The sequence below is a fragment of the Chamaesiphon sp. VAR_48_metabat_135_sub genome (assembly GCF_031418915.1).
Taxonomy (GTDB): Bacteria; Cyanobacteriota; Cyanobacteriia; order Cyanobacteriales; family Chamaesiphonaceae; genus Chamaesiphon.
Window position 1 is genome coordinate 19,527 of sequence record NZ_JANOJV010000091.1, and the last position, 17,195, is coordinate 36,721.

19 protein-coding genes and 1 pseudogene are annotated in these 17,195 nt (G+C 44.1%); 10 read left to right on the forward strand and 10 right to left on the reverse strand.

Going from position 1 to position 17,195, the window contains the following annotated elements; genetic code table 11:
* Nucleotides 1–2: 2 nt before the first annotated feature.
* Nucleotides 3–578: a peptide deformylase gene (gene def / locus RMO55_RS07020; RefSeq protein ID WP_310425307.1), complete on the reverse strand. Its 576-nt coding sequence runs from the start codon at nt 576–578 to the stop codon at nt 3–5.
* Nucleotides 579–724: 146 nt separating this feature from the next.
* Nucleotides 725–1,255, reverse strand: a complete 531-nt coding sequence (gene cobU / locus RMO55_RS07025; protein WP_310425309.1) for a bifunctional adenosylcobinamide kinase/adenosylcobinamide-phosphate guanylyltransferase — start codon at nt 1,253–1,255, stop codon at nt 725–727.
* A 28-nt stretch (nt 1,256–1,283) separates the two neighbouring features.
* Here cobU and RMO55_RS07030 point away from each other — a divergent pair, with 28 nt between their 5' ends.
* The gene (locus RMO55_RS07030; RefSeq protein ID WP_310425310.1) at nt 1,284–1,799 is read left to right on the forward strand and encodes a hypothetical protein; all 516 of its coding nucleotides are present in this window, start codon (nt 1,284–1,286) and stop codon (nt 1,797–1,799) included.
* A 92-nt stretch (nt 1,800–1,891) separates the two neighbouring features.
* On the opposite strand, the gene RMO55_RS07035 is transcribed toward RMO55_RS07030, so the two are convergent.
* From RMO55_RS07035 to RMO55_RS07055, 5 genes are all read right to left on the reverse strand, one after another.
* A complete protein-coding gene (locus tag RMO55_RS07035; protein WP_310425311.1) occupies nt 1,892–2,467 on the reverse strand; it encodes a DUF2939 domain-containing protein in 576 nt (191 codons plus the stop codon).
* 141 nt (nt 2,468–2,608) lie between these two features.
* Nucleotides 2,609–3,847 carry a bifunctional ornithine acetyltransferase/N-acetylglutamate synthase gene (gene argJ, locus RMO55_RS07040; RefSeq protein WP_310425312.1) on the reverse strand — a complete coding sequence of 413 codons (1,239 nt, stop codon included), beginning with the start codon at nt 3,845–3,847 and terminating at the stop codon, nt 2,609–2,611.
* 93 nt (nt 3,848–3,940) lie between these two features.
* Nucleotides 3,941–4,900: a leucine-rich repeat domain-containing protein gene (locus RMO55_RS07045; RefSeq protein WP_310425314.1), complete on the reverse strand. Its 960-nt coding sequence runs from the start codon at nt 4,898–4,900 to the stop codon at nt 3,941–3,943.
* Between the two features lie 42 nt (nt 4,901–4,942).
* Nucleotides 4,943–5,281 carry a type II toxin-antitoxin system PemK/MazF family toxin gene (locus tag RMO55_RS07050; RefSeq protein ID WP_310425316.1) on the reverse strand — a complete coding sequence of 113 codons (339 nt, stop codon included), beginning with the start codon at nt 5,279–5,281 and terminating at the stop codon, nt 4,943–4,945.
* Nucleotides 5,275–5,514 carry an AbrB/MazE/SpoVT family DNA-binding domain-containing protein gene (locus tag RMO55_RS07055; RefSeq protein WP_310425318.1) on the reverse strand — a complete coding sequence of 80 codons (240 nt, stop codon included), beginning with the start codon at nt 5,512–5,514 and terminating at the stop codon, nt 5,275–5,277. The genes RMO55_RS07050 and RMO55_RS07055 overlap by 7 nt, the downstream gene beginning before the upstream one ends.
* Nucleotides 5,515–5,568: 54 nt before the next feature.
* Between RMO55_RS07055 and RMO55_RS07060 the strand changes: the two genes are divergently transcribed.
* The 4 genes from RMO55_RS07060 (at nt 5,569) to RMO55_RS07075 (ending at nt 9,001) form a co-directional block, all read left to right on the forward strand.
* Nucleotides 5,569–6,297, forward strand: coding sequence for a prolipoprotein diacylglyceryl transferase family protein (locus RMO55_RS07060; RefSeq protein WP_310425320.1), 729 nt, complete (start codon nt 5,569–5,571; stop codon nt 6,295–6,297).
* Between the two features lie 63 nt (nt 6,298–6,360).
* Nucleotides 6,361–7,785, forward strand: coding sequence for a radical SAM protein (locus RMO55_RS07065; RefSeq protein ID WP_310425322.1), 1,425 nt, complete (start codon nt 6,361–6,363; stop codon nt 7,783–7,785).
* A 281-nt stretch (nt 7,786–8,066) separates the two neighbouring features.
* Nucleotides 8,067–8,462, forward strand: a complete 396-nt coding sequence (locus RMO55_RS07070; RefSeq protein WP_310425323.1) for a DUF4870 domain-containing protein — start codon at nt 8,067–8,069, stop codon at nt 8,460–8,462.
* Between the two features lie 41 nt (nt 8,463–8,503).
* Nucleotides 8,504–9,001 (forward strand): hypothetical protein, encoded by a 498-nt coding sequence (locus RMO55_RS07075; protein WP_310425324.1) that lies wholly within the window; start codon nt 8,504–8,506, stop codon nt 8,999–9,001.
* Nucleotides 9,002–9,242: 241 nt separating this feature from the next.
* Here RMO55_RS07075 and petD read toward each other — a convergent pair whose 3' ends face one another.
* Both petD and petB read right to left on the reverse strand, forming a co-directional pair.
* The gene (gene petD, locus RMO55_RS07080; protein WP_310425325.1) at nt 9,243–9,725 is read right to left on the reverse strand and encodes a cytochrome b6-f complex subunit IV; all 483 of its coding nucleotides are present in this window, start codon (nt 9,723–9,725) and stop codon (nt 9,243–9,245) included.
* 351 nt (nt 9,726–10,076) lie between these two features.
* Nucleotides 10,077–10,745 carry a cytochrome b6 gene (gene petB / locus RMO55_RS07085; RefSeq protein WP_310425327.1) on the reverse strand — a complete coding sequence of 223 codons (669 nt, stop codon included), beginning with the start codon at nt 10,743–10,745 and terminating at the stop codon, nt 10,077–10,079.
* A gap of 242 nt (nt 10,746–10,987) precedes the next feature.
* Here petB and ctpA point away from each other — a divergent pair, with 242 nt between their 5' ends.
* The 3 genes from ctpA to RMO55_RS07100 all read left to right on the forward strand — a co-directional run bounded on the left by ctpA (nt 10,988) and on the right by RMO55_RS07100 (nt 13,496).
* Nucleotides 10,988–12,199 (forward strand): carboxyl-terminal processing protease CtpA, encoded by a 1,212-nt coding sequence (gene ctpA / locus RMO55_RS07090; RefSeq protein ID WP_396134205.1) that lies wholly within the window; start codon nt 10,988–10,990, stop codon nt 12,197–12,199.
* Nucleotides 12,200–12,226: 27 nt separating this feature from the next.
* Complete coding sequence (locus RMO55_RS07095) at nt 12,227–12,424, forward strand: hypothetical protein (RefSeq protein ID WP_310425328.1); 198 nt, start codon at nt 12,227–12,229, stop codon at nt 12,422–12,424.
* Between the two features lie 112 nt (nt 12,425–12,536).
* Entirely contained in the window at nt 12,537–13,496 is a 960-nt protein-coding gene (locus RMO55_RS07100; RefSeq protein WP_310425330.1) for a glutathione S-transferase C-terminal domain-containing protein, read from the forward strand.
* A gap of 94 nt (nt 13,497–13,590) precedes the next feature.
* Here RMO55_RS07100 and RMO55_RS07105 read toward each other — a convergent pair whose 3' ends face one another.
* On the reverse strand, nt 13,591–13,833 hold the full coding sequence (locus RMO55_RS07105; RefSeq protein ID WP_310425331.1) for a Calvin cycle protein CP12: 243 nt from the start codon (nt 13,831–13,833) through the stop codon (nt 13,591–13,593).
* Between the two features lie 316 nt (nt 13,834–14,149).
* On the opposite strand from RMO55_RS07105, the gene RMO55_RS07110 reads away from it, so the two are divergent.
* Together RMO55_RS07110 and RMO55_RS07115 are read left to right on the forward strand one after the other, a co-directional pair.
* Nucleotides 14,150–15,142, forward strand: coding sequence for a ribose-phosphate pyrophosphokinase (locus RMO55_RS07110; protein WP_310425333.1), 993 nt, complete (start codon nt 14,150–14,152; stop codon nt 15,140–15,142).
* Nucleotides 15,143–15,331: 189 nt separating this feature from the next.
* Nucleotides 15,332–16,914 (forward strand): annotated as a pseudogene (locus tag RMO55_RS07115) (bifunctional pantoate--beta-alanine ligase/(d)CMP kinase).
* Nucleotides 16,915–17,195 lie beyond the last annotated feature (281 nt).

The window sequence follows — 17,195 nt, forward strand, 5'->3', positions numbered from 1 at the left end:
GGTTATTTTGCTCCTGAATTGATATGTTGGACATGCTGAAGTGAGAAACCTTTTTTCTTGAGTTCCTCAGTTAGTGCGAGTTCATTTTCGACTCGATCGACAAACAACACACCACTGAGATGATCTAGTTCGTGTTGAATGGCGCGGGCGAGTAATCCATCGGCTTTGAGCGTGCGCGGACGACCAGATTCGTCTCTATAAGCCAATTCGATCGTCTCTGGACGTTCGACATCCAAATACACGCCAGGAATACTCAAGCACCCTTCTTGGTCCTTGCAGAGGGTTTTGCCGTACTTTTTGATGGTAGGATTAATTAGGATCAACGGCGGAATTTCTGGTTTTTCCAGCTCGCAGTCGATGACGATCAATTGTTTGTTAATGCCTACTTGTGGTGCCGCTAAACCGATACCGTCAGCACTGTACATAGTTTGAAGCATCGCCACGATCGTCCGACGAATATCTTCATCCACACTAGCAATTCGTTTAGCAGGCTGACGGAGTACTCGATCGCCCAGATAGTGAATATCTAATGGCGGTTTGGCTAGTTTCTTCTTTTCAACGAGGATTGATGTTGTCATGGACGAGTCAGTACTGGCGACGATGGCTGGAGATCGATTTTAGTGGCATTCTCATTTTAACAGGATTTCGACATGCGAGATCGGATTGAATCAATCGCTAAAACGCCTGCATCGATCGAATACCCCAAATCGCTTTCAACTTTCCACTAAATTTTAGTCCCTAGTTGCGATAAATTTAAAACGTGACCGCCAGTGACTAAATAAACTGTACTCGCGATCGAGCCAATTTGACGAGTCAACATGCCCAATCTGTCGCGAAATAATCGCCCACTGGGATAAGCTGGTACCACTCCCCAACCTGTTTCCTCAGACACCAAAATTGTCGTAGCGAAACTAACTGTTAATTTACCTAGCAACTCGTCAGTCAATTTTTCCCACTCAGCATCGGATCGATCGAGTAAATTTGCCACCCAAGTACCCAGAGAATCGACTAGGAGACAGTCTGAAGGCTGAGATCGATCGATCCTACTAGCGAGATCTTCCACTGCTGATACAGTCTGCCATGTCCCTGGGCGACGCTGTTGATGGCGTAGGATTCTGGCTTCCCATTCAGCATCGGCGGGATCGACCGTTGCTGTCGCAATATAGGTGACAATTTTACCACTTTCGATCGCCAGCTTTTCCGCCCATTCACTCTTCCCACATCGAGCCGCACCTGTAACTAAAATCAGTTGCATTTCACTTTCAGCTTTCCACTAAATAAATATGTCTACAGACAACAATTCAGAATTGAATATTCAACTAGCCACAGTCGAGGTACCAAAATTTAGTAATCTTCGTCAAGATGCTAACCCAATTTTGGCAGCACACATGCTCCAAGAAATGTACAAAATGGTGATGGAGTGGCAGCAAGAATTGCAAGAGATCGATCGACAGAGTGAGAATATCAATGCCAGTGGGACGGTTTTAGCTGCATGGTTAGAGTCTCGCACTTTTAAGCCAGGAGCGACAGGAGAAGCTATTCCCACTCCTTACACTACGATCGATTCGATCGATTTAACTGCCGTCGATCCCCAAGCGGGTTATCGCTTGTGTGGATTGGATGAATACGGACAATTATGGACGCGCCCTTGTTCGATGGCAGAAATTTTGAATGTGAGTAGGGCAATTGCTAGATATCAACAATTAAAAGATTTATCGGACCGAAAACAGCAAATCGAGCAGTATATTCGCCAAGTTCTCGAAGATCTCGTCCATCTCAGGCTGAAACTAGAGGATTAGGTTTTAGGTTTAATCAATTCACTATCCACTTTCTGTCTTGACATGTTCAACCTGGAGGGAACCTCCAGAACACACGTCGCAACCTTCAACTCTTAACTATCCACTAACTTAGAAATATCAATCCCAGCTAGTTTCCACGCTAGTCCATCGCGCTTCAAAATTAGGCTGACATCTTTAGATCGATCGACTTTATCGGTAATATGGACGACAAAACGATCGAGTGATTCATAACCCATTTTAATATCCGATTTAGCCATATCTCGATCGAGATTACTAAGATCTATTTTAGCTCCAGGTACTTTGTCCTGCATTAATTGCTCTATGCCTTCAGGTGTGACTAGTTTGTCGATTGTGGGACCAACCATTTTTTCGACTAGTTCTGGTGTCATTTTAGCTGTTGTAGCCGTTCTGGCTCCGGCAATTTGTTTCAATATTTGGGCTTTAATATTATCTTTGATACTAACCCTGAGCGAAGGAAAATCGATTTCTTGTGACAATGCATCGGGATTACGATTTTCCGTTGCATTTTTCATGTTGTTGAGCGTCAGATAGGGCGAATAATATGCTCCACCACCTGCAATCGCCACAATTCCTGTAGTTACAGCGGTACCGATAATAATTGTTTTTTTGTCTATAGATTTTAGCTTCTCGGCAAGAGAATTTAGCATAAAGATTTAGATTTAATTGTATTCTGTTATTTTACCCTCAATTTTGAGACATCCCCGACTGGAGAGAGCCGCTTCTTCAATAAGTCGGGGATATAGTCGCAGTGTAAATAATTAACTTTCAACTTTCAACTTTCAACTAAATCAAGTTGTGTATTCGGCGTTGATTTTCACATAGTCATAACTGAGATCGCAGCCCCAAGCAATTCCACTCCCGCTACCATTACCCACAGCTACCGAGATTAATACTGTATCTGTTTTGAGGTATTCCCCTTGACTGGCAGCTTTGAGATAATTACTCGCAGCGACTCGATCGAATGTCAAAGGTTGTCCATTTGTCATTAGTTGAATATCGCCCAATCGCACCGCCAAATTATTTTGATCGAAGGGTACGCCAGCCTTCCCAGCCGCCATCGCAATCCGCCCCCAGTTAGGATCGTGTCCGAAAATTGCCGCTTTGAGTAAGGAAGATCCAGCGATTTCACGCGCAATTTGCCGAGCTTCTCGATCGCTTGTAGTCCCCGATACCCGCACTTCAATCAGACAGGTAGCACCCTCACCATCCCGGGCGATCGATCGAGCTAAATGCTGACAGACAGCAGTGAGCATTGCTTCCAGTTTATCAGCTTCCGCTCCAGGCTGGACGATCGCGGGCGTGCGGGATTCGCCATTCGCCAAAGCAATCAGCGTGTCATTGGTACTCGTATCCCCATCAACAGTAACTTGATTAAAACTCTTGTCCGCAGCGCGACTGAGCATCTGTTGCCATAGTGTCGTCGATACCGCCGCATCACAAGTCACGAACGCTAGCATCGTCGCCATATTCGGATGGATCATCCCCGAACCCTTAGCCATCCCGCCAATTCTCACCGCTCGATCGCCAATTGTAGTCTCTAACGCGATCGATTTACTCACCAAATCGGTGGTCATAATTGCCTTCGCCGCCGTATCACCACCCTCATGGGTAGCAGCCGACACCAAACTAGGAATTCCGGCGATTAAAGCATCCATTTTGATGCGTTGACCGATTACCCCCGTCGATGCCAGTAAGATCGCTTCCGGGGCGATATTTAGGGCAGTAGCGAGGGCATTCGCACTGGCGACGGCATCATCCCAACCAACTTCGCCAGTTGCCGCATTCGCCTGTCCCGAATTGCAGAGAATCGCCCTGGCACTAGGTTTGACAGCAAGCTGTTGGCGGCAATATTCAACGCAAGCAGCTCGAACCTGACTGGTGGTAAAGACTCCAGCCGCGATCGCATCCACGTCGGACAATATCAATGCCAAATCGGGCAATCCAGACGCTTTCAATCCCGCTGTAATCCCCGCCGCTCTAAAGCCTCTCGGTGCCGTCACTCCCCCAGAAATTTCTTGCCAGTCCATATCCGTCTTTGGTCAATAGGTACTATTTATCAGCATACTAGAATTAGGTCTATGCTATTTGAGGATTCGTTAAGCACAGCCCCATCAGCGAGATTAAGATATATCGATCGGCTCCCACTCTAGAAAAAAATCAAGATCTCTAAGTTTTGCAAGCTTTCGTAGTGATAAAGGAATAACTTCGATCGGATTGTACCTTAAATCTATTTTATGAATGTTAGCAAGTTCTCCAATGAATTCAGGTATGGTGGTTATCTGATTATTCCCCAGATCGAGTCCTTTCAGGCTAGTGAGTTTAGAGATCGATTCAGGTATGTCAGTTATCTGATTATTACTAAGACTAAGTTCTTTCATTTTGGTGAGTTTTGCGATTGATTTAGGAATATTTTCGATTTTGTTAAAGCTGAGATCGAGTCGTCGAAGATTGATAAGTTCGCCGATCAATTCAGGAATATTTTCAATTTCATCACTACCTAGAATATAAAGAATTGTTAGATTAGTAAGTTTCCCGATCGACTCAGGAATCGCTTCGATATAATTACGATCGAGATCGAGATATTTGAGCTTGGTAAGTTGCCCGATCCGATCTGGAATTTCTGTTATCATATTTTGAATGAGATTGAGATTCTGGAGATTTGCAAGCTGTCCGATTGACTCAGGAATCACTTCGATATAATTACGGCTGAGATTGAGTACTTTAAGATTAGCAAGCTGTCCGATAAACTCAGGGATAGCTTCTATTCTATTCCTACTTAGATCGAGTATTTTAAGATTAGTGAGTTGCTCGATTGGCTTGGGAATAGATCTTAATTGATTGCAAGAAATCACTAACACTTCTAGCTTTTTTAGTCGCCCGAATTCTTCTGGAAGATCGGTAAGTTGATTTAGACAATCGCGATCCCACCTACCTTGAGTCCCTAATATTAAACGTTTTAACTTTACCAGGTCTCCTATCGCTGGTGGCAATATACTCAGACCTAATCGATCTAAATTTAATTCTTTCCACTCTTCATCTCGCGCTCGTGCAATTAAATCTAATAATTCTTGCTCATTCACGATCGAACCCCATTATATTCAACAATCCCAGCTTTGAGAAAGTCAGGTGATCATTGCTTGCAATTTAGCGATTACTTCATCCATTGTTTCTGTCGGCAAAGATTCCACATATTTAACTTGACGCTCGAACCAATCAATTGTTTTGACTTGAAAAGTTAAGACTACCCCGCTAGTAATTAACCCTTCTGGTAAAATCACCTCTAGATTAAAACCTTTCACCTTGCTAGTAATCGGACAAACTAATGCTAGTCTGGTAGCTTGATTGAATTCTCTAGCAGTAATAATTAGTGCTGGGCGGTAGCCAGCTTGTTCTCTTCCCAATGTCGGATCGAAATTTAACCTGATGATATCACCTCGTGCAGGGATATATTTAACTACCATACTTCGCCGCCAACAGGTTCGCCCCAATCATATTCTCCGCCGATTAATTCCGGCGTAACGCCAATCAATAATTCATCGAGCTGATACTTTCTTTTTGCAGGTGAAATTACTACCGTATTATCTACTACTTCGATATTGACCGCCATCCCAGCAGTAAACCCGACTTTACTAGCTACTGGCTGAGGGATTCTCACTCCTAGGCTATTGCCCCATTTATTGACGATAATAGTCATATTAGCTTCTATTGTTTATCCTAAGTATATACTATGCCGTAGTTCTTAGCCATTATGGAATTTCCTGTTTATCTAACGATTGGGGCGTTAAAACTCCATCCCCATCCAGTCTTTGAAAGCATTGCTTATTTTGTCTCCCTGCGGTTAGCATTGCGGCGATTTCGGCAAAGTACCGTCAAAGCAGAGCAACGGGGGGTAGTAATTGCAGGTGGTTTAATTGGCGGGATGCTGGGAGCCAAGCTGTTGGCGGTAGTCCAGCATTTAGATCTACTATGGACGGGACAAATTAGTTTTGTAATGCTATTAATCGGTGGTAAAACGATCGTGGGCGCACTACTCGGCGCGGTTTTTGGGGTGGAAATCACCAAGAAATTTCTCAAAATTGAGACAGCGACAGGGGATGCTTTTGCCTATCCGCTAATTGTTGGTACTGCCATTGGGCGGATTGGTTGCTTTTTGACGGGATTGAGCGACCAAACCTATGGTACACCGACAGCGTTACCTTGGGGCGTGGATTTTGGCGATCGAATCCTTCGTCATCCCACCCAGATCTACGAGGTAATCTTTATGATTGGTTTGCTAATTTTCCTCAAATATCGAGAGCGGAAACCATATTTACAGGGCGATCTATTTCGATTTTATATGATTTGCTACTTAGCATTTCGTTGGTCGATCGATTTTATTAAACCCGACTTTCACCCACTGTTAGGCATGAGCGCAATTCAAATCTCCTGTCTGCTAGGATTGGTCTATTATCTTCAGGTGAGATGTGAGTCTATTTAACCAAAATTGGCGGTTTGAGTCCCCTTGCTTTTTAAAAACTATCCACTATTCACTAATTTAACTATGCCTACTCGCTCTTATCTTTTCTACGGATTGACTAATAGTATCTGTTCCCAGTGTTTAGAGAAAGTCGAGGCGAAGATTATCTTTCGCGATGAAGCGGTATATCTAGTCAAACATTGTCTGACACATGGGCGAGAAGAGGTGCTAATTGCCGACGATATTGAATATTACAAGCTTTGTCAGGATTTTATTAAGCCTGGGGATATGCCACATCATTTTAATACCTCGATCGAGCGTGGCTGTCCATATGACTGCGGATTGTGCCCAGATCACGAGCAGCATAGTTGCGTGACATTGGTGGAAATTACCGATCGATGTAATTTAGACTGTCCGATTTGTTATGCTGATTCCGGTGCGGCGGAAGTGTCACAGCTAACGGATAAAAATCGCAATCACCGCAGTTTAGCGGAAATCGAGCTGATGCTCGATGCGGTAGTGGCGAATGAGGGGGAACCAGATATCGTCCAGTTGAGCGGCGGTGAGCCAACGATCCATCCTGAGTTTTTCCAGGTGTTGGATTTGGCGAAGACTAAACCGATTAAGCATTTGATGATCAATACTAACGGCATGAAGATTGCCACCGATCGAGTATTCTGCGAGCAACTGGCAGCATATCAGCCTGGAATTGAGGTTTATTTGCAATTTGATAGTTTTGAAGAGAAAGCTTTGAGAGAGCTACGCGGGGCAGATTTGCGGCAAATGCGGCAACGCGCGATCGATAATTTAAACGAGTTTAATATTTCGACGACGCTAGTTGTGACGGTTAAAAAAGGATTGAATGATGGTGAGTTGGGCAAAATCATCGATTATGCTCTAGCGCAAAAATGTGTGCGTGGTGTCACGTTTCAACCGATTCAAGTCGCCGGAAGATTGGAAGGTTTCGATCCAAAAGTCGATCGATATCCCCTGACTGCGGTACGTCGATCGATCCTCGAACAAAGCCCTCATTTTAAATCTGAAGATTTACTTCCCGTTCCCTGTCATCCCGATTGTTTGGCGATGGGATACGCACTCAAAGTCGATGGTAAAGTGATTCCCCTAGCTGGATTAGTAGATCCGAGTACCTTCTTGAAATTGATGCCGAATTCGATTGTCTACGAGCAGAATGATACACTCAAAAAGAAACTATTCGATCTATTCTCGACGGGTAATTCACCCACGATGTCGGCGGTGAAAATGGAACAACTATTATGTTGCTTGCCATTAGTTGCCATTCCTCAAGGATTAACCTATGAAAATGTGTTTCGGATCTTAATCGTTCAGTTCCTAGATCCTTATAATTTCGATGTTAGATCGGTCAAGCGATCGTGCATTCATATGGCACAAACTAACGGTAAATTAATTCCCTTTGATACCTTCAATATCTTCTATCGAGATGGCGCAGCAGGGGCGCATTTAGTAGCAGGTAATGGAGAGATGTCGTGAACGATAGAATATCACTCAAATTCCGATTACTGGGAGCTTTACTCCATCTGCTTTTCATGATGCCTACAGCATTACTATTTGCAATTTTATTATTAACACAGCCTCTAGAAATATGGATAACATTTTAAGCTTGAGTATTCGTAAGCAAGCAGCATTCTGTCACCTAGCTGGTCTATTGTAGTTGCCAATTTCGACAAATTCATATAATTACGATCTGTTGCCACTCGATCAAACTTAATTAGTTGTTGATTTCGATCGGCTTTTACTTATAACATCGAATCATGAACGATATAATCCCTCTGAAATTTCGATTAGCGGCGGCTGGACTTCATATAATTAATGCTCTAATACCTTTTCTGTCAATATTCGTGATTGGGATACTGTGGTTAATAATTAAAGACATTCATCCCTTTCTCGATCGATCTGGTCGAAATGCTTTGAATTGTGCGCTGAATACATTGCTTGGTACGATCGTCTTTGCCGCATTTTGTATGTTTGTATTTTCGATAACTTGTGGCGTTGGGAATCAAGATCCATCAGCCGTCATTGCAAGTCTAATTCTGCTCTCTTTTGTGATGTTTTCATATTCTATCTACTCTGTGGTTGTTGCAGTATTTGCATTGAGTGGATCTCACTTCGGGAGCCGCTTAATCTATCCTTTTATCCGCTCTATTTAATCGATCGATCGCACAGCCAGGAGTCAAGAGGAGAACAATACATGAATAATATAATACCATTAAAGTTTCGTTCTTTGGCGGCTTTCTTATATGCGATCGGGATGATACCTGTGGGATCTATTATTATTCTCAGTTTCAACAATATTATTGGATCGAGAGATCTTAATTCTATCGGTTTTACACTAATTATTTACGCAATTATATTTGGTTTCCAAACTGCATTTGCCGCACTAGTTGTTAGTGGGTTACTATGGTTGCTAACTAAACCAAAGCATCCTTTTGTCGATCGATCTGGTAGGTATGCGTTCCACTATGCTCTAAATGCTTTAATCGCTAGAGTGTTTTATATATTTATATTATCGATGACTTGTAGCGCGATCGAGCAATATGTTAATGGTACTTTTATGGCTGTATGTCTAGTTATTGCTAGTTGCATTGAAATAGCATATTTTCTCAATTCTGCGATTGCCAGCATATTTGCACTGAGGGGATATCATTTTGAAAACGGTTTTATTACCCCTTTTATCCAACCTGAATAAAACTCCAACGATTACCACAGCTATATTAGTTTTTCAATATTGGGAATACTAGTTGATATCCCTTTATTTACGATTCCCTTCCTGATGATAATTCATGTACTCGTCTCACTGGTGGCTATACTCCAAGCTCTACAGGAGAATTTCTTTACTTATCCATTAAGCGTTCGCTCTACCCCCAATCCCTAATAAAAAACCTACCTAGTAAAACTAGATAGGTTTCAAGAAAATAACTGAAATCAGTCTAGAATAGACCTAAAGTTAAAGATGTGGAAATCGGTAAAGTAGCCCCGATACCTAAGTAGATAGTGAACACAGTGCCGAATAAGAATACTGCCATTGCGACTGGACGACGGAATGGATTTTGGAACTTGTTGACGCTTTCGAGGAACGGAACGACCAAAAGACCTAATGGTACGCCAGCCATGCAAGCGATTCCTAGCAGTTTGTTAGGTAACACGCGCAAGAGTTGGAATACAGGCCATAAGTACCACTCAGGCAAGATTTCTAGCGGAGTTGCAAACGGATTTGCAGGTTCGCCAATTAGTGCGGGGTCGAGAATAGCTAACGCTGTACAACAACCGATCGTACCAAAGATTACGACAGGGAAGATGTAAAGTAGATCGTTCGGCCAAGCTGGTTCGCCATAATAGTTATGACCCATGCCTTCAGCTAATTTGGCTCTGAGATAAGGATCGGACAGATCCGGCTTTTTGAGAGTTGACATAGTAAATAATTGCGTAAATTATTAGTTATTCAGTGTTTCAAATCTACCGTTTACATGCAAGTGGAGATTGAATTCAACGAAGATTTTTACTCCCCTAACCCCCCTTCTAAGGGGAGCTTTGATTACCTCCCCTTAGAAGGGGAAGGCTTTTCTTGCTCCCTCCCCTGCAAGGTTGCGCTACACTGTCAACTGGTTTGGTCACCCGACCAGAACAGTACAAAGCAAAACGCTGCTTGGTGCAACACATGCGGTGGTTCCCTCCGCGTGGTTGCATCCGCTTTATATGGGGTGGGCTGGGGTGGGGTAGATTTCCGCATCAACTCAACCAAACCCGCATGTACAAAGTAGGATTTACAAAGGACCCGAAATACCTTGCTTGCGGATCATGATGAAGTGTAACAACATGAACACAGCAATGAACCAAGGCAATACGAAGGTGTGTAAGCTATAGTAGCGAGTCAAAGTTGCTTGACCGACGCTAGAACCACCACGGAGGAGGTCAGCCATGGCTACGCCAACGACAGGAATTGCTTCAGGTACACCAGAGACGATTTTAACTGCCCAGTAGCCGATTTGATCCCAAGGTAAAGAATACCCAGTTACACCAAAACTAACTGTGATGACAGCTAAGATTACGCCAGTTAACCAGGTGAGTTCGCGGGGCTTTTTGAAACCACCAGTGAGATACACGCGGAAAACATGGAGGATCATCATCAGTACCATCATGCTGGCACTCCAGCGGTGGATGGAACGAATCAACCAACCGAAGTTAACTTCAGTCATGATTTTTTCAACGGAGATGAAGGCATCAGCTACAGTCGGCGAATAATAGAATGTCATCGCAAAGCCAGTGGCAAACTGAATCACAAAACATACTAGTGTGATTCCACCGAGGCAGTAGAAGATATTAACGTGGGGCGGAACGTACTTACTAGCAATATCATCGGAGATTGCTTGGATTTCTAAGCGTTCGTTAAACCACTGAAAGGTTTTACTATTTGTAACTTGCTTGGTAAACATTGACGGGTGCCGTGCTTCTCTCTAATGTCGTGTTATAAATTATAACGCCAGTAGGATCGAGATCCCATGACTCAAAATAATGGCGGAGGTAAGATCTACGATGTTTTAAAGTAGAGATGCCTGAGACATCGGTGCTTTTACCAAATATGCCCAAAATTAGTTAATTTAGTAGTATTTGGTTGACGGTCGTTTACTTATACCCATAGAAAAATTTAACACACCTCGAAAGGAGAGTGGGATCGATCGTGAGAGCTAGTTTTTGGTTTGGTTGGATTTTGAGTCTGCAAGTGGCTCTATTTTGGTGCTGGGGTGTTCCTTCAGCGGTTGCACTTACACCGGAGCAACAGTTGGTGTTGCAAGCTTGGCGGACAGTGAATCAGGCTTATTATGATGAGAGTTTCAATCACCAAAACTGGTGGCTGACGCGAGATCGGACGATGAAGCAGCAATTTCCCGATGAGGAAGCGGCTTATCAGGCGATTACCAAGATGATTGCGACTTTGGATGAACCGTTTACTCGATTGCTGCGCCCCGAACAGTATCGCAGTCTCAAGGTGAACACGGCTGGAGAATTGTCTGGAGTGGGGCTACAAATCGGCGTGAAGGTGGGTAGTAAGTCGATCGAGGTAATTGCCCCGATTGCTGGATCTCCAGCGGCTCAGGCGGGGATTTTGCCCCATGACACGATCGTCGAAATCGATGCTGTTCCCACGTCGGAATTGACGCTCGATACGGCGGCGGTGAGAATGCGCGGTAAAACGGGGACGAATGTCAGTTTGATCGTTCAAACAGCAGATCAGTCTCCCCGTGAGGTAATTTTAATCCGTCGTAAAATCGAACTAAATCCCGTCACCGCAGAGCTTCATACCGAAAATGGGCGTAAAATCGGTTATCTCCGACTGTCCCAATTCAGTGCGAAAGCCGCTGAGGAATTGGGTGAGAATATTACTAAATTTAAACAGCAAGGGGCGACAGGCTATGTGCTAGATTTACGCAATAATCCAGGTGGCTTGGTGCAAGCGGGAGTCGAAATTGCCCGTCAATGGCTGAACGAGGGAACGATCGTCTATACTGTCGATCGACGTGGTGCGATCGACTCGATCGAGTCTACAGGTACAGCCTTAACCGATGCCCCCTTAGCTGTATTAGTCAATGAAGGTACTGCCAGTGCGAGTGAAATTCTCGCTGGAGCCTTACAAGACAACGGAAGAGCCAAGCTCATCGGTACCAAAACATTTGGCAAAGGTTTAATTCAATCCCTATTTGACTTACCCAATGGTAGTGGCTTAGCCGTCACCGTCGCTAAATACGAAACTCCCAATCATCATGATATTCACAAATTGGGCATCATACCCGATCGAGTCGTTCCCACGCCCGAAATTCTTTTAGAGTCAGCAGCGACAGCCGATGATACTCAATATTTAGCAGCCGTTAAGGAGTTGCTGGATAATTGATAATTGATAATTAATAATTAATAATTTATGATGGACGCACAGAGTTTACAGGAACGAATCGATCGAGTTGAAGGCAAACGAGAATTACTCCTGAAGTTTCAGGCAGATCCTAATCTGGGAGATTTATCACTAGATGTAGATCAAGCTCTAATTGAAATGGACGATCTGATGTCAGAATTTCGCAGGACTTTTCCTAGCGGAATTATAGAGCCACTTCGAGAATAAGTTGTCAATCGTGAGTACCCATATCGATGAAAGGTACCCACAAAGAGCACCCCACAAGTTGATCTTGTCTGGGTACCTAAAACCTAAAGCCTAAAGCCTAAAGCCTAATCCTATGGCAATTCCACCGAGCTGGATCATCCAAACTGGTAGATCGATCTGGACGCAAATCTGGCAAGTAATGATGTCACAACTCGCGCCTAGAAACGGTCGGGGTGAATATCAACGCCCCCAAAGTGAATTTCGACATCGTATCGATGGCATTTATTCCCCACAACCGAATCGCTATCGGTTATACGTCGGTTGGAGTTGTCCCTGGGCGCATCGCACCTTAGTAGTACGGGCGTTAAAAGGCTTAGAAAACTCGATCGATATCACCATTCTTCGCGGCGATGCAAATGCAGGTGGTTGGGCATTGCCAGAACCAGAACATGGTTGCAAGACCTTAGCTCAATTATATCGGTTGGCGAATCCAGGTTACACAGGTAGATCGACAGTACCGATGCTCTGGGATACTCAGACTAATTCGATCGTTAATAATGAAAGTGCCGAGATCGTCGAGATCCTCAACTCAGAATTTAATGACCATGCTACTCATCCAGAATTAGATCTCTCACCAGTAGCCCTCCAAGACTCGCTCGATCGATGGAATGAGGTCATCTACCAAACTGTCAATAACGGGGTCTACCGCTGCGGTTTTGCCCAAACACAGACTGCTTATGACAAAGCCCATACCGAATTATTTGCCACACTCGATCGAATCGAAGATTCACTAGCAACTCAAAATTATCTTTGTGGCGACCTGCTGACTCTTGCAGATGTTCGGCTATTTACCACCCTAATTCGCTTCGATTTGGTTTACCATACCCTGTTCAAATGCAACCGACGGCGAATTCAAGACTATCCCCAAATCCAAGCCTACGTTCAAAAAATTTACCACTTACCTGGTGTCACCCAGACCTGTGACTTTGCGACGATCTTGCAAGATTATTACGGAAATTTGTTTCCCCTCAATCCTGGCGGGATCGTCCCGAAACTACCAGACATGAGCTACTTAGTGGCAAGAGGAGACTAGTGATAGACATAATCGGAACATAAAATTCTTCATGCCTCGATTATGTCTATCGGTCCAATTTCCTGGTAACTTTCAACTTTCAACTTTCAACTGTCTAGGTGTCATAGAGTAGACATTCTTGAGCATCTGGATTTTCATTACAGAAGCGTTCGAGGGAATTCTGGGGTTTAGCACTACGTTGATGCCCAGCTTCTTGGTGTAATTCTTCCAATGTTTCCATCGCTACGGCAAATTCAGGAGAAGTTTTACCGGACGTTTCGCCAGCCTGATGAGCAGCTTCCCGTGCTTGCTCGATCCGTTCTTCGATAGTCATCGTTTTTTCTTGAGAGTTGGTCATGATTCTAGCTATTTACAGTAAAAATTTGCGATATTTTGATATCGGTCTGCCTTCTATTGTATCTTTCCACTCTTGAAAGACACCATCACAAATGTAGAGGTTTCCACACATTTGCGCAAAAATGTCTACTTACCATGACTACAGCCGATTTTATAGGGGTATAATAGTTAGATAATGGTATATTATCGTTAATTTTTTTGTAAAATACTTTACCAAATCAGCCAAAAATTAAACTTTTTTTGGATTTAACAAGACGAGTGGGGAATGAGAGTGTTAGAATTGCCATGCAAAATATAGAACTTATTGAGGGTCTGCTGTGATCCGTTCTGCCACCTTGACGCTTCAGCCCATACTCTCATCCATCAATGATAATAGTCGTCTCCGACTGTTTTCTGGCAATGCAAATGTCCCTCTGTCTCAGGAAATTGCTCGCTATCTCGGACTCGATCTCGGGCCGATGATTCGCAAGCGGTTTGCAGATGGGGAAATTTATGTCCAGATCCAAGAATCTATTCGCGGCTGTGATGTTTATCTGATCCAACCTACCTGTCATCCGGTAAACGATAATTTGATGGAATTATTCATCATGATCGATGCCTGTCGGCGGGCTTCGGCGCGGCAAATTACAGCGGTAATCCCCTATTATGGCTATGCTCGTGCCGATCGCAAAACTGCTGGGCGTGAGTCGATTACAGCTAAATTAGTTGCCAATCAGATTACCACTGCTGGTGCAGATCGAGTCTTGGCGATGGATCTCCATTCCTCTCAAATCCAGGGCTATTTCGATATTCCACTGGATCACATTTACGGCTCGCCCGTAATCATTGATTACTTGCTCAAAAAGAACTTACCAGATGTGGTCGTGGTATCGCCAGATGTTGGTGGTGTCGCCCGCGCTCGTGCCTTTGCCAAAAAGCTCAATGACGCGCCCCTCGCTATTATTGACAAACGTCGTCAGGCGCATAACATCGCTGAAGTGATGAATGTAATCGGTGATGTAGCTGGTAAAACAGCGATCCTTGTCGATGATATGATCGACACAGGCGGGACGATTTCTGAAGGTGCCAAAATTCTGCGTCAGCAAGGAGCGCGTCAAGTCTACGCTTGTGCGATCCATGCCGTATTTTCACCGCCAGCCATCGAACGGTTATCCAGTGGAGTATTTGAGGAAGTAATCGTCACCAATACTTTACCCATGCCGGAAGAGCAACGGTTCCCCCAACTAAAAGTGCTATCTGTAGCTAATTTATTAGGCGAAACCATCTGGCGGGTACATGAAGAAAACTCGGTGAGTAGTATGTTTCGTTAGGGAATAGGGTGTCAGGGGTTAGGGAATAGGGAATAGGAATTTAATAATTATTTTAGATACCTAAGTTTGCTCCCGATGTAACATTTCGATGATAATCAATCGAGACAGATCGCAAAACCCCGTCCAAAATTATGCACCCCTATTCTCTAATCCCTATTTCCTAACCCTTAACCCCTATTCCCTTCTTCAATGGATTTACCCATTTTTACTACTCCCAGTGAATTAGGTCATTATCTGCAATCTCACCGCTCTCAGGCGATCGGATTTGTACCGACAATGGGAGCATTACATGTGGGACATCAGAGTTTAATTGATCGAGCCAGACATGAAAATACTGTCGCTATTGTCAGTATTTTCGTCAATCCTTTACAATTTGGGGCAAACGAAGATCTCGATCGATATCCACGCCAATTGGAGATCGATCGAGTTATTTGTGAAACAGCAGGTGTAGACGCACTCTTTCTACCCACCCCAGCAAGCATGGGGCTTAAAGATTCTCTGACCCAAGTCATTCCCCCGCTGCTGATGATGAGTGGATTGTGCGGACGTACTCGTACCGGACATTTTCAGGGTGTCGCGACAATCGTCACTAAACTCCTAAATATCGTTCAACCCGATCGAGCCTATTTCGGTGAAAAAGATGCTCAGCAATTGGCAATTATTCGTAAAATAGTAACAGACCTTAATATACCTGTAGACATTGTTGCTTGTCCGACTCTCCGCGCACATTCCGGTTTAGCACATAGTTCTCGCAATCAGTATCTCTCGCCAACAGGACGATCTCAAGCGACGGTAATTTACCGCAGTTTACAACAAGCCCAAGAATTGGCAAATCGTGGAGAAATCCATTCTCAGTCACTGCTAGCTACTGTCACCGCTGAACTGAGGACCGTACCTGAATTTGAATTAGAGTATCTAGAACTCGTCGATTCTCAAACCTTACAATCGATCGAAACACTCGATCGATCGGCTCTACTCGCGATCGCTGGACGGATCGAAAATACTCGCCTCATCGATAATATGATTATTTCACCAACCGTTTGTGGAAAACCGCCACATTCAATAATTGATAATTGATAATTACCTCTCCATCTCCTCTTCTCATGTCCCCCTTACCAATTATCGCCATCGATGGTCCCGCAGGTGCCGGAAAGTCTACCGTCACAAAGCTAGTCGCAGCCCGATTAGGACTGTTGTTTCTCGATACTGGTGCAATGTACCGAGCGATCGCTTGGCTAGCGATCCAGGCGAACTTTGCCCCAGATGATGAGCTAAAAATAGCCCAATTGGTGAGTCAGGCAAAAATTGTGCTGACAGGGGAAAAAGTTCTAGTAAATGGCGTGGATGTGACTGAAGCAATTCGGACGCAAGCAGTGACGAGTAAAGTCTCCGCAATTGCCGCTTTAGGGGTGGTCAGAACAGAACTAGTCAAACAACAACAGGCAATTGGTGCAACTGGTGGCATCGTCGCTGAAGGACGGGATATGTGTACCTATGTATTCCCAAATGCTCAAGTGAAAATTTTTCTGACCGCATCTGCAAGAGAACGCGCTAGAAGACGACAACATGATCTACTCGATCTCGGACAAGGTGAAGTAGGCTTGGCGGAATTGGAGCAGTCGATCTCCGAGCGCGATCTAACAGACAGTACTAGAAAGATTGCCCCATTGAAAAAAGCTACTGATGCGGCAGAAATTATTACCGACAACCTCGCCATTGAGGAAGTAGTCGATCTAATCGTTAACATGTACCAGCAAGTGACCAGTAAATAATCAAGATCCAACCTCTATTGGACTAGAGTGTTCGATCGAAACATCGTATCGAACTCAAAAAATATGTTCGCGACACGAGGAAGTCTGACTAGAAAGTGGTCTAAAAGCCTTATTGGGCAGTAATTTCAACTAATTTCCACAAAAGAGTTGACAAACCCCTGGAGTTCGAGTTATATTAATAAAGCGGTCGAGGGAAACAGCGAAACGCAGACGACGAAAGCCGCTGCCAGAGCCAATCTTTCCGCCCTGAACCTAGACAACTATATAGTTTGAAAGCCTAT

Excerpts from the sequence above, each read along its gene's own strand:
- def (WP_310425307.1), bottom strand. The coding sequence starts at position 578 with ATGACAACATCAATCCTCGTTGAAAAGAAGAAACTAGCCAAACCGCCA.
- cobU (WP_310425309.1), bottom strand. The coding sequence starts at position 1,255 with ATGCAACTGATTTTAGTTACAGGTGCGGCTCGATGTGGGAAGAGTGAA.
- RMO55_RS07030 (WP_310425310.1), top strand. The coding sequence starts at position 1,284 with ATGTCTACAGACAACAATTCAGAATTGAATATTCAACTAGCCACAGTC.
- RMO55_RS07035 (WP_310425311.1), bottom strand. The coding sequence starts at position 2,467 with ATGCTAAATTCTCTTGCCGAGAAGCTAAAATCTATAGACAAAAAAACA.
- argJ (WP_310425312.1), bottom strand. The coding sequence starts at position 3,847 with ATGGACTGGCAAGAAATTTCTGGGGGAGTGACGGCACCGAGAGGCTTT.
- RMO55_RS07050 (WP_310425316.1), bottom strand. The coding sequence starts at position 5,281 with ATGGTAGTTAAATATATCCCTGCACGAGGTGATATCATCAGGTTAAAT.
- RMO55_RS07055 (WP_310425318.1), bottom strand. The coding sequence starts at position 5,514 with ATGACTATTATCGTCAATAAATGGGGCAATAGCCTAGGAGTGAGAATC.
- RMO55_RS07060 (WP_310425320.1), top strand. The coding sequence starts at position 5,569 with ATGGAATTTCCTGTTTATCTAACGATTGGGGCGTTAAAACTCCATCCC.
- RMO55_RS07065 (WP_310425322.1), top strand. The coding sequence starts at position 6,361 with ATGCCTACTCGCTCTTATCTTTTCTACGGATTGACTAATAGTATCTGT.
- RMO55_RS07070 (WP_310425323.1), top strand. The coding sequence starts at position 8,067 with ATGAACGATATAATCCCTCTGAAATTTCGATTAGCGGCGGCTGGACTT.
- RMO55_RS07075 (WP_310425324.1), top strand. The coding sequence starts at position 8,504 with ATGAATAATATAATACCATTAAAGTTTCGTTCTTTGGCGGCTTTCTTA.
- petD (WP_310425325.1), bottom strand. The coding sequence starts at position 9,725 with ATGTCAACTCTCAAAAAGCCGGATCTGTCCGATCCTTATCTCAGAGCC.
- petB (WP_310425327.1), bottom strand. The coding sequence starts at position 10,745 with ATGTTTACCAAGCAAGTTACAAATAGTAAAACCTTTCAGTGGTTTAAC.
- RMO55_RS07095 (WP_310425328.1), top strand. The coding sequence starts at position 12,227 with ATGATGGACGCACAGAGTTTACAGGAACGAATCGATCGAGTTGAAGGC.
- RMO55_RS07100 (WP_310425330.1), top strand. The coding sequence starts at position 12,537 with ATGGCAATTCCACCGAGCTGGATCATCCAAACTGGTAGATCGATCTGG.
- RMO55_RS07105 (WP_310425331.1), bottom strand. The coding sequence starts at position 13,833 with ATGACCAACTCTCAAGAAAAAACGATGACTATCGAAGAACGGATCGAG.